We start from the raw sequence: 11,512 nt of genomic DNA, 5'->3' as shown, positions 1-11,512 counted from the left end.
CTTATGAGCAGAAAGAGGCTTCGTGTTATGTCCGAATCTTATCTCTCAGCTCCTGCTGCAAGAATTAGCACCGTGCTTTATCAGTCGGTTGCCGGGCTTCATCGGGCTCGTCCCTCTGCCTGCTCTTGATAAGAATAATGATTTTATAAAGTATTTTGAATTATCGCATTGTTATCCTGATATGTCAATGCTTTTTCGGGTGAAAAGATTCAGCTTCCCGATCCGTTCCGCAGCTTCTTTAAGTCTTTCTTCACTTGTCAGAAGACCGACTCTTATATAGCCTTCTCCCCATTTTCCGAACCCGTTTCCGGCTGCGACCGCGACATCCGCTTTTTCCAAAAGCAGATCTGAAAACGACTGCGACGTATAACCGTCCGGCACCGGAAGCCATGCAAAAAAGGAACCCGCCGGAGCCGTCACATCCCAGCCGATATCACGGCAGGCTGCAATCCAGGCATTGCGTCTCGACTCATATCTGTCATTTTGCGCTGCGACGCACGTCTGATCCGCCAAAAGAGCGGCGGCTGCCGCCTGCTGCGCCGCGGGAAACAGGCTGACAAACATATGATCTTGATAAAGGTTGATCGCTTCGATGACAGACGCGTTTCCGACGGCAAATCCGACCCGCCAGCCCGCCATGTTATACGTTTTGGACAAAGTATAGATTTCAATCCCCGTTTCTTTTGCGCCTTCTGTCTGCAAAAAGCTCAGCGGTTTATGCCCGTCAAAACCGACGGCCCCGTATGCGAAATCATGAACGACACAAATGCCGTTTTGTTCCGCAAAGCTGACCGTCTCCTCGAAAAACGCCTTTGTTGCCACAGCACCGGTCGGATTATTCGGATAATTGAGATACAGCAGCTTCGCCTCGTTCTGCACCTTTTCAGGAATTGCGCTGTAATCGGGGAGAAACCCTCTATCTTCAGTCAGCGGCATCATTTCCATTTTCGCTTTCGCAAGGGCGACCCCCGACCAGTAGTCAGGATATCCGGGATCAGGCACAAGAATTGTATCTCCCGGGTTCAAAAGACATTGCGGAAGCTCAACAAGCCCCGCCTTGCCTCCGAACAGCACGGCTACTTCCGTTTCCGGATCAAGCGTCACCCCATACTCCCTTTCATAAAATTCAGCCGCGGCTTTTTTGAAGCTGTAAGCGCCCCGGAATGATGAGTATTTATGATTTTCCGGCCTTTCGACGGCGCGCTTCATTTCTTCAACGATATGCTGAGGCGTCGGCTGATCGGGGTTTCCCTGTCCTAAATTGATGATGTCTTTGCCTTCTTTCAGCTTTTGATTGACCTTTTGCACCAAAGATGCAAAAAATTGTTCCGGCAGCTGTTTGAGTACATCTGAGACTTCAAAGTTCATATTTTCACCTTCTAAAAATGTCTTGAAATGATAGTCCATCATCATATATGGTTAAATAAAAAAAGTAAAGAGAAACTTGAGGTGTATAAAAAATGAAATGGACCGTTTCCTGTTTGCAATTTGATATTTCATACGGAAATCCTTCAGAAAACTTCAAAAAAGCAGAAACTTTAATCGAGCAAGAAAGCCGCCATGCTGATGTCATCGTGCTTCCTGAGCTGTGGACGACCGGCTATGATCTCACACGGCTTGACCAGCTGGCGGATGAAAACGGCAAAGTTTCGGAACAATGGCTTAAAAAAACGGCCAAAGCATACAACATACACCTCGTTGCCGGATCTTTTGCGGTCAAAGAAGGCGAAAACGTCTATAACACTATGTACATCGCAGATAACAACGGGCAGATCGTGAAGCGGTATCAGAAAGCCCATCTGTTTCAGCTGATGGACGAACATCTGTATCTGGCAGCAGGAAACAGTGACGGTTCCTTTGAGCTTGACGGTGTCAAGTGCGCCGGGCTGATCTGCTATGATATCCGGTTCCCCGAATGGATCAGAAAGCATACGTCCCAAGGAGCGAATGTCCTGTTTATCTCTGCGGAATGGCCTCTGCCCCGCCTCGATCATTGGCGGAGTCTGCTTGTCGCCAGAGCCATTGAAAACCAATGTTTTGTCGCGGCCTCTAACTGCACGGGGTCAAATCCCGATAATGAATTTGCCGGCCACAGCCTGATTATTGACCCGTGGGGCCGGATTTTAGCCGAAGGAGATCGGACGGAAGGCGCAGTCCGGGCGGAAATCGATGTTTCAGAAAGCGCGTCCATACGCGAGACCATCCCGGTATTCAAAGATTTGCGGCGTGATTTATATTAATTTTCAAAAAAATGTTGACAAGAATATCCGGCACCTGCTAATATTTTCATCAACTGATTAATCCGAATTGTGATACAAATCAATATATTTTTCTCTTATCGAGAGTTGGGCGAGGGATTGGCCTTTTGACCCCAACAGCAACCGACCGTAATTCCATTGTGAAATGGGGCGCGTACATTTTGCGCCGAGACGATTGTCTCATAGGGCACGGTGCTAATTCCATCAGATGTTATCTGAGAGATAAGAGGCGGACTGCACTGTTTCGGCCTCCTTCTCTTTCAGAGAAGGAGGCTTTTTTTTCGGGCGTATTCTCCGTCACGATCTCTTACTGCCACTACATAATTGGAGGGTAAATCCATGTCTGCAACTAAAACAAGTCTTTATGAACAATTAACGGAAAGCTCCGCCGCAGCGTTAGCTGTGAAGCTCGGCTTATTTCAAAGCAAAAGCACTCTCACATGCCGTGAAATCGGCGACGGCAATTTAAATTACGTCTTTCACGTTTTCGATAAAGAAAACAAAAAGGGACTGATTATTAAACAGGCGATTCCTTACGCGAAAATCGTCGGGGAAAGCTGGCCGCTTACGATTGACCGGGCGAGAATCGAAAGCAGCGCCCTCATCCGCCAGGGCGAACACGTGCCCCATCTCGTTCCGGCCGTTTACTATTCCGATACTGAAATGGCGGTTACGGTAATGGAAGACCTTTCGCATCTGAAGATCTCAAGAAAAGGACTGATGGAAGGAAAACATTATCCGAATTTATCAGCCCATATCGGTGAGTTTCTGGGAAAAACGCTCTTTTACTCATCCGATTATGCGCTTGATGCGAAAGTAAAACAGCAGCTCGCAAAGCAGTTTACAAATCCCGAACTTTGCAATATTACAGAAAGGCTTGTGTTTACAGAACCGTTTTTCGACCATGAAACAAACGATTTTGAAGAGGAGCTGCGCCCATACGCAGAAAAAATTTGGAACAATTCCCGGCTGAAAGAAGGCGCTGATGAATTGAAAGCCGTCTTTCTGAATTCCGCGGAAACATTGGTTCACGGCGATCTGCATACGGGAAGCATCTTTGCCGATGAACATGAAACAAAGGTCATTGATCCCGAGTTTGCTTTCTTCGGACCGATCGGCTTTGACATCGGCCAATTTATCGCAAATCTGCTGTTAAACGCCCTCAGCCGGGACGGTGACGACAGACAGCCGTTATATGACCACACCGCCGCCGTATGGGACACATTTGTAAAAACATTCAGTGAAGCATGGGAGAAAGACTGCCTGCCTTCCTGCAGACACCTGCTGGAAGATACACTGAAAAACGCGTTTGAGGAAGCGGTCGGTTTTGCGGGATGCGAACTGATCCGGCGCACGATCGGGCTCGCCCATGTGGCTGACTTGGATGAAATCACTCCGTTTGATAAACGAATTGAACGGAAGAAGCTGGCGCTTGAAATCGGCGCCTATTATATCGAAAACAGAAAAGAACTGAAGCATATCACTGAGGTTCTGGATCAATTTAAGCTCCGTGTAAAGGAATGATGCAGCATGACAAATGAATTTGCCATCCCCCGTTCCGTGGAATGGAAAGAAACACACATCCGCATTTTAAATCAGCAAAAGCTCCCTGATGTCACTGAGTATGCGGATCTTGAAACAAAGGAAGATGTATTCGACGCGATTGTCACACTGAAAGTAAGGGGCGCTCCGGCCATCGGTATAACTGCGGCGTTCGGACTCGCGCTTGCCGCCAAATCGTTTGAAACACGCGATCTTTCTGATTTCCGCCGTCAGCTCGCCGATGTCAAAGCATATTTAAACAGCTCAAGACCGACTGCCGTCAATCTCACTTGGGCGCTTGACAGATTGACGGATTCCATCAGGAATGCAATCTCAATCAATGAAGCGAAGACAACGCTCGTTCATGAAGCCATTCAAATTCAGGTTGAAGATGAAGAAACATGCCGGATGATCGGCCAAAATGCGCTGCACCTTTTTAAAAAAGGCGACCAGATCATGACCATCTGCAATGCGGGTTCAATTGCCACAAGCCGGTACGGTACGGCGCTTGCTCCCTTTTACTTAGCGAAACAAAAAGACCTCGGCCTTCATATTTACGCATGTGAAACAAGGCCCGTTCTCCAAGGATCGCGGCTGACGGCGTGGGAGCTGATGCAGGGCGGGATTGATGTCACGCTCATTACTGACAGCATGGCCGCCCATACAATGAAGGAAAAACATATTTCAGCAGTCATTGTCGGCGCTGACAGAATTGCTAAAAACGGAGATACGGCCAACAAAATCGGAACGTACGGCCTCGCGATCTTGGCAAACGCCTTTCAGATTCCGTTTTTTGTGGCCGCACCGCTTTCGACATTTGACTTGCAGATTGAAAACGGCGATCAGATTCCGATTGAAGAAAGAGATCCGGATGAGGTCAGACAAATCTCCGGCATACGCACCGCTCCCGAAGATGTGCCGGTCTTCAACCCGGCCTTTGACATCACACCGAGCAGCCTGATTTCAGGCATTATCACCGAGAAAGGAATTGTGACGGGTTCTTACACGGAAGAAATTGAACAATTATTCGCAGACTGCCAGCTGAGCTGAAAAATCGCTGATGATGTTGCCTCAGGCAATGTCAGCGGTTTTTTTGTCTGCATAATGTCATCACTTCATCTTTTTGGGCGGCTGAAATCAGATGCATTTTAAAAAACAGCTCTGCATAACCGGCTATCTTTTGCGGACGGCTCATTTTCATCAGGCTTCGTCCTCCTTTTTCATCAGACCAACTTTTTTTACTTAATAAAATGATATGTCGGACGTGAAAAAACGGAACGTGCCATATGCTTTATTTTTCTTTATAGGATATTTGTTCGATGTTCAGCAGCGCCGCTTTTACATCCGTCTTCGTGCCCGCGTATCCCGTTAAGGCGCTGTTTTTGCCGATTACCCGATGGCACGGGACAAAAATCGGCAGCCGGTTGCGTTTATTGGCCTGTCCGATGGCGCGCACCGCTTTCGGCTTGCCGATAGCTTCAGCTACATCACCATAGCTTCGTGATTCACCGTAAGGAATCATCGTCAGCGCGTTCCATACCTTTTCCTGAAAGAGTGTGCCTTGTTGTTTCAGAGGCAGAGAGAAATGCTTTCTCTCTCCGGAAAAATATGATGTCAGCTGCTGTTTCGCCTCCGACAGCAAATCGGTTTCGCACGATTTCACGCCGGGCGTATCTTTCCGCCATTCCTCAAAATCTTGCCCGGTGAGAAACAGGCCGGTAATAAAGCCATCTTCCTCCGTCAGGCTGACCGTTCCAAACGGTGCTTTCACACTTATAAAGCAGATCATTCGCCGCTCCTTCTTTCTTCGGTATTCTGCCGGATCGGAAGCGTCAAATGAAAAACCGTGCCCTTCCCTTCTTCACTTTCCACATGAATGCGGCCCTGATGCTCTTCGATGATTTTATAACTGACCATGAGACCGAGACCCGTCCCCCTATCTTTTGTCGTGTAGAATGGCTCGCCCAGACGTTTTAATTTGTCTTCAGAAATGCCTGTTCCTTCATCTTGAAGGGATATCAGAATGTGGTCCTTATCAGAAGGCTGGATCGTCACGTAGATATTGCCGCCGCCCGGCATGACTTCAATGGCGTTTTTTAAAATATTGATAAACACCTGTTTTAATTGATTCGGCTCACAGTAAATCTGCGGGATGTTCCCGGTCTGGTTCAAATGGATCTGCACATTGACAAGATTGGCCTGGGCATTCAAGAGATCAGCCGTGTCTTTCATAATCTGCGTCACGTCTTTTTCTTCATATAATATTGCCTGAGGTTTCGCTAAAATTAAAAATTCGGTAATGATAGACTCGATGCGTTTCAATTCTGAGGTAATGACGTTAAAGTACAGGGAATATTCACCTTCAATACTTCCTTGCAGAAGCTGAATGAACCCTTTCAGCGCAGTCATCGGATTTCTGATTTCGTGGGCGATGCCGGCCGCCAGCTCCCCTACGACGTGAAGAGTGTCGGATTTCCGCAGCCTCTCCTCAAGCTCTTTGGCCTCGGTGACATCTTTAAAGATGGCCAGGTTCATATTTTGAATGATATTCCTTTTGAAGGAAAATTCCAATTTGCGGCTGTCACTGCTGCTTAACAGGAAGGGGATTTCATTATCCATTCCTTCCAGATCGATCTTTTTGGCGGGTACACCCGCGTTTTCAATTTCAAATAAAGAAAGAATATCCGGAACGGTATGCGCTCTCAGCTCATCATCCGGCATGCCGAGTATACGGCTTGCGAGAGGATTCGCGTCAATTATGCGGAATTGGTTGTCAAACAAGACTTTTCCGTCCATTGAGCCGTTGAATACTTTTCTGAATTTCAGCTCGCTTTCCCGCAATTCTTTTTCCATCCGCTTACGATCGCTGACATTTCTTAAAATGGTTAAATGCTGACCTTCGAGTATGGTTCGTTTTGATGTGAACTCAAGCTCTTTGTACTGGCCGTTTGCCATTTGAAACAGCATCTCTGCCCGGATTTCCCCGTATTTTTCATATTTCTTCTTAATCTGCTTGTATTTTTTCTGCGGATCAACGATAAACGTACATAAATTCGTTTCCGTCAGCTTATCCATCGGCAGCTCGAAAATACGGCACGCCGACTCGTTTGCTTTGGCAATTTTTCCGTCATCATTCCAAATGACAATCGCGTCCATGGCGTTTTCAAAAATTTCGCGGAAGCGCTCTTCGCTTTTAAAAAGTTTCAATTCCATCGATCGTTTCTCCGTTATGTCTCTCATAATAGACATGTAAAACCCGCTGATTAAGTTGGACGTAATCGTAAACTCAAACAGCTTCTCCTCGCCGGACCGGAGCTTGACCGGCAGTTCTCCTTTAGCGCTTCCTTTTCTCCGGAGGGTGTCCCAGATTTCTTTCAGGTGCTTTTTGTTTTCTCCGTCGGTAAAATGGCGGAGCGACAGATGGGACAGTTCATTCTGGCCGATCTCAAAGCTTTTGCAAAAAGAGAGGTTCGCATCAATAAACCCGCCGTCCTTATCAAACAGCACGATGCCGTCGACAGCTCTGTCAAACAAATCTTTGAACAGCTGCTCGTTCATAGAGAATTCACGCTCTAAGATTTTTTTAGAGGAGATATCCCTCATGACCACAAAAAAATAATCCTCCCCAATTCCGTCTCTGGCGAGGAATTCAATGTATTTCGTCGCGCCGCTGTCAAGCTTAATCGGCACCTCTTTCCACAGATAGCCCTTTTTCAAAAATTTTTTCACGGCCTTATTCAGTTCTTCCTGAGGCACGGAATATAAAAAGTCCAGAACGGAGCGGTTCATGAGGCGCTCTGCCTCAATCTGCATCATCCGGGCCGCGGCCTCGTTCGCCTGGACGATTTTCATTTCCTTATGGCATATAAAAATGGCATCAAGCGTGTTATTCATAATCACATGATACCGGTTCAAATCACTCTTCAGGCGGTCATTTTCCTCCTTCAGCCGCTTCAGCTGCTCTTTCAGCGACTCCTTTGTCTGCAAATCCAGAGTTTCAGCCATTCAGTACACTCCTTCTTCAAAAACCTATCCTTCAATATTTCTACAAAATACCTCATCTTCCTTCATTCGCCCTATACATTTCAGAAAATTTCAATGATATGACAAGTTAGAGTCTTTTTCTACGATCCTTACCTCCCCGTTACATCATCCTAACAATCCCTTTTTTCCTCCTTCAATTTTTTGTTTTTTATTTTAAAATGAACATCATCAGGAAATAATCATGCAGTGGATGATTTTTGAAGAGAAGGTGATGCTATGACAAAATCGCGAGACAGTTATTTTGACAACGCCAAGTTTATCTTGATTTTTCTGGTGGTGTTCGGCCATATCCTCCGGTCATTTATTAACGGAAATGAGTTTATGCTCCATCTCTACAAATTCATTTATACTTTTCATATGCCGGCCTTTATTCTGGTTTCCGGCTACTTCGCAAAAAACTTTAAGCGGAAAGGTTATGTAAAAAAGCTGGCTGTGAAGCTGATTATTCCGTACCTGATTTTTCAGGGCATCTACTCGGTTTTTTACTATTTGATTCAGGATGAAAGCATGACAAGCGTCAATCCGATTGATCCGCAGTGGTCTCTTTGGTTTTTAGTCAGCTTATTCTTTTGGAATCTGCTGTTGTATCCCTTTACGAAGCTGCCGAAAATGTGGGCGCTTGGGGCAAGCTGCGGGCTTGCCGTCATGATCGGGTATCTTGATTTCATCAGCAGCACGCTGAGTCTTTCACGGACGTTTGTCTTTCTTCCGATGTTCCTCGCCGGGTTTTATTTGAAAAAACAGCACTTTGATTTACTTCGGGCCAAAAGGGGCAGGCAGATTGCCGCGGGCGTACTGGGCATTGTTTTCCTCTTATGCTGGTTCATTGATTTTGATTACTCGTGGCTGTTCGGATCGGAGCCTTATTCTACATTCGGCACAGTGACGCTTTTGAGCGGTCTGTCGCGGATCTGCTGGTACGTATTGGCCTTTGCCGCCACCTTCAGCTTTTTGGCGCTCGTTCCGAAAAAGCGTTATTTCTTTACGAAGTGGGGTACGAGAACGTTTTACGTCTATCTGCTGCATGGATTCATTATAAAAACGCTGCGGCAGATCGGGCTTGAAGATCATCTGTCCGATTACCAGAATTTAGTTGTTCTCTTGATGTTAACGGCCGCCCTCACGTCCATTCTCTCCAGCAATGCGGTGAAAACGGCCGCACAGCCGTTTATTGAATTGCGGATCACCGGCTGGCTTGAAGCGATTAAAGGAACAAGGAACGGGGCTTATTCGAAATAATGTAAAATACCTCTTAAGCGTTATCGCCTAAGAGGTATTTTTTTATTTTTTGCCGTCTTCTTTTTTCTTTGGCTTCGTCTGTTCAAGCGTTTCAATCCATTTTCCGGCGTTATAATCTCCGAGCTCACTTGAAAATTCTTCTTCAAGCAATTTAGGGTCCATCGGCTTTTTATGATTTTGCATGTCTTTGCTGTGCCGGTTTGTTTTCGTCATATTATTCGCCCCCTTGTCTGCCGTGCTTTGATTTGCGGTTTGCCCCTCTCAGTCCGGGATCGCCGTCATATTGTGTTTTGTATGCATCTTTATCCATGCTCTCAGTCGGTGTATTGTTGTTGGTCAAAGCTTCATTCTTCGCTGCTTTTCGTTTCATTTGATTTCCTCCTTCTGTCTGCAGATCTGTTTTGAATTCATCAAACATTTTTTTAAGGTCGCGCACTGTCACATTTTTGGCATCATCAATGAGCTCATAGCCGATCTGTCCGTTCGGCTCAAGCAGCACATATTTAAAATCCTGTATGTCCCCGAGGCCTTCCTGCCTGATCCGCATGGAGAGCTGCGCCTCGGTGAAACGCATCTTTTTTAAATTTTCCGGGATGATTTTTCCGTCTCTGACAACGGCGACGGTTTTCCCCGAAAACAAAAACTCAAAAAAGTTTGATTTGATTTCTAAATATTCCATCAGAATCAGTACTGCGATAAAAATCGACGCCGCGAAAATGGTTTCCCATAAACTATGTTCAATAAACGGCTGAATAATAATGGAGCCGATGGAAATCATGATGACCGTCTGAGTCACCGACAGCTGGCTGATCGATTTCCGTCCGGCAATTCGCAATAAAAAGGTACCGACAGCTATCATAATCAAGGATTTCCAAAAAACGGCAAGCAATGACGTCACCTCTTTACGAATTAGAATCTCCAACAAAACCGTTTCCACCCATCCATTTTCCGGTAATAAAAAAACACCGCTTTTCAAAAAGCGGTGTCAGCCGATAATGATTCTTTCCTTCGGATAGTGATAATTAGCTTCGATTTCTTTTCTGCCGATTAAATAAAGGAACGTCAAAATACCGATTCGGCCGATAAACATGACCACCATGATCACACATTTTCCGATGTCGCTTAAATGCGGAGTGATTCCCAGCGAGAGCCCGGTCGTTCCGAAAGCGGAACAAACTTCAAACAGCAGTCCCAGCAGCGTCTGATTTTTCTCCGTCACTGCCAGAATCAGCGTTGACCCAAACACGAGCAGAATCGCCATCATCGTAACGACCAGCGACTTTATGACATCAGCCTGATGAAGCTCGCGCTTAAAGACCTTGACCGCTTTATTTCCGCGGGCAAAATGAAACAGAGCAAGAAGGTTGAGCGCAAATGTCGTCGTACGGATTCCGCCGCCGACCGAGCTCGGCGATGCGCCGATAAACATAAGGGCGCAAATGAAAAATAATGTCGGCGCCGACAGCTGGCTGATATCAATCGTCGCAAGCCCGCCGCTTCTCGTAGCGGTTGATTGAAAGAGACATAAAAATAAAACATCATGCCAGCTTTTCCCCTTCATGACATGGGTGGCTTCAAGCGCGTATATTCCGACAGCCCCGAACAAAACGAGCAGTCCGAACGTTACGGTCGTAATTTTCGTGAACAGCGTAAATGAGTATCTGCGCTGTTTTGAAAACAAAAAGTCCTTCACTTCTACGAGCACCGGAAACCCGATCGCACCGAAAACAATCAGAAGCATCGTAATAAACTGCACGAAATAGTCATGCCTGAACGGAACGAGTGAATTTCCCGTAATATCAAAACCGCCGTTCGTCGTTGCGCTGACGCTCGCAAAGAAGCCGTGCAAGTACGCCTGTTCAAACGAATCATAGTACGTTAAAAAATAGGTTCCTAAGATGATGCCGCCTAAAAACTCGATTAATAAAATCAAAAACAGCACTTGCTTCATCAAGTTGACGATACCGGAAAACTGCGATTGATTCTGATCCACCATAATGAGCTTCCGTTCCCGCAAACCGATCCGTTTGCCCATAATAAGCCAGACGAATGTTCCGAGCGTCATAATGCCGATCCCGCCGAATTGAAGCACGAAAGCCAAAATGACAATTCCGGCCGTGCTGAATGTGTCAGCCGTGTTGACGACCGTTAAACCGGTGACACTGACTGAGCTGACCGCCGTAAACAGCGCGTCTATAAACGACCAGCTGGCCCCTTGTTTGTGGGCCGCCGGCAGACTTAACAAAATAAATGCCACCGTCACAGCAAGAAAATAATATAACGCAATCAGCTGTGCAGGCGACAAAACCTGTATGAATTTCTTCAGCTTTAATTTCATAAGATAGTTCCTTCTGCCTCTCAAATGTAGTACGTAATTATTCTAATGATATTGGGAGATTTTTTAAAGGGCTTTTTAGAAAGATTTTTCA

10 protein-coding genes and 2 riboswitches are annotated in these 11,512 nt (G+C 46.2%); of the genes, 4 read left to right on the top strand and 6 right to left on the bottom strand.

The window, feature by feature from the left end; translation table 11 throughout:
* Positions 1-35: 35 nt before the first annotated feature.
* A riboswitch (SAM riboswitch) is annotated at positions 36-135 on the bottom strand.
* A gap of 36 nt (positions 136-171) precedes the next feature.
* The gene (locus ABDB98_RS07005; RefSeq protein WP_438421769.1) at positions 172-1,368 is read right to left on the bottom strand and encodes a pyridoxal phosphate-dependent aminotransferase; all 1,197 of its coding nucleotides are present in this window, start codon (positions 1,366-1,368) and stop codon (positions 172-174) included.
* 92 nt (positions 1,369-1,460) lie between these two features.
* Between ABDB98_RS07005 and ABDB98_RS07000 the strand changes: the two genes are divergently transcribed.
* The 3 genes from ABDB98_RS07000 (at position 1,461) to mtnA (ending at position 4,850) form a co-directional block, all read left to right on the top strand.
* Complete coding sequence (locus tag ABDB98_RS07000) at positions 1,461-2,240, top strand: carbon-nitrogen family hydrolase (RefSeq protein ID WP_438421768.1); 780 nt, start codon at positions 1,461-1,463, stop codon at positions 2,238-2,240.
* A gap of 92 nt (positions 2,241-2,332) precedes the next feature.
* Positions 2,333-2,487, top strand: a riboswitch (SAM riboswitch).
* 110 nt (positions 2,488-2,597) lie between these two features.
* Positions 2,598-3,782 (top strand): S-methyl-5-thioribose kinase, encoded by a 1,185-nt coding sequence (mtnK, locus tag ABDB98_RS06995; protein WP_438421767.1) that lies wholly within the window; start codon positions 2,598-2,600, stop codon positions 3,780-3,782.
* Positions 3,783-3,788: 6 nt separating this feature from the next.
* Complete coding sequence (gene mtnA, locus ABDB98_RS06990) at positions 3,789-4,850, top strand: S-methyl-5-thioribose-1-phosphate isomerase (RefSeq protein ID WP_438421766.1); 1,062 nt, start codon at positions 3,789-3,791, stop codon at positions 4,848-4,850.
* Positions 4,851-5,091: 241 nt separating this feature from the next.
* On the opposite strand, the gene ABDB98_RS06985 is transcribed toward mtnA, so the two are convergent.
* Both ABDB98_RS06985 and ABDB98_RS06980 read right to left on the bottom strand, forming a co-directional pair.
* Entirely contained in the window at positions 5,092-5,589 is a 498-nt protein-coding gene (locus ABDB98_RS06985; protein WP_438421764.1) for a methylated-DNA--[protein]-cysteine S-methyltransferase, read from the bottom strand.
* Positions 5,586-7,805: a PAS domain S-box protein gene (locus tag ABDB98_RS06980; RefSeq protein ID WP_438421763.1), complete on the bottom strand. Its 2,220-nt coding sequence runs from the start codon at positions 7,803-7,805 to the stop codon at positions 5,586-5,588. Before ABDB98_RS06980 ends, ABDB98_RS06985 begins: the two co-directional genes overlap by 4 nt.
* A gap of 255 nt (positions 7,806-8,060) precedes the next feature.
* Here ABDB98_RS06980 and ABDB98_RS06975 point away from each other — a divergent pair, with 255 nt between their 5' ends.
* The gene (locus ABDB98_RS06975) at positions 8,061-9,083 is read left to right on the top strand and encodes an acyltransferase family protein (protein WP_438421762.1); all 1,023 of its coding nucleotides are present in this window, start codon (positions 8,061-8,063) and stop codon (positions 9,081-9,083) included.
* 42 nt (positions 9,084-9,125) lie between these two features.
* Here the strand turns inward: ABDB98_RS06975 and ABDB98_RS06970 are convergent, their stop codons facing one another.
* From ABDB98_RS06970 to ABDB98_RS06960, 3 genes are all read right to left on the bottom strand, one after another.
* Entirely contained in the window at positions 9,126-9,296 is a 171-nt protein-coding gene (locus ABDB98_RS06970; protein ID WP_016936366.1) for a hypothetical protein, read from the bottom strand.
* 1 nt (position 9,297) lies between these two features.
* Positions 9,298-9,972 carry a DUF421 domain-containing protein gene (locus ABDB98_RS06965; protein ID WP_438422125.1) on the bottom strand — a complete coding sequence of 225 codons (675 nt, stop codon included), beginning with the start codon at positions 9,970-9,972 and terminating at the stop codon, positions 9,298-9,300.
* A 96-nt stretch (positions 9,973-10,068) separates the two neighbouring features.
* Positions 10,069-11,421, bottom strand: coding sequence for a TrkH family potassium uptake protein (locus tag ABDB98_RS06960; protein ID WP_438421760.1), 1,353 nt, complete (start codon positions 11,419-11,421; stop codon positions 10,069-10,071).
* Positions 11,422-11,512 lie beyond the last annotated feature (91 nt).

The organism is Bacillus siamensis, from assembly GCF_051628075.1.
In the GTDB taxonomy this organism is placed as follows: domain Bacteria; phylum Bacillota; class Bacilli; order Bacillales; family Bacillaceae; genus Bacillus; species Bacillus siamensis.
The sequence above is the reverse complement of the archived record's forward strand: the minus strand, read 5'-3'. Positions and strand labels throughout refer to the sequence as shown.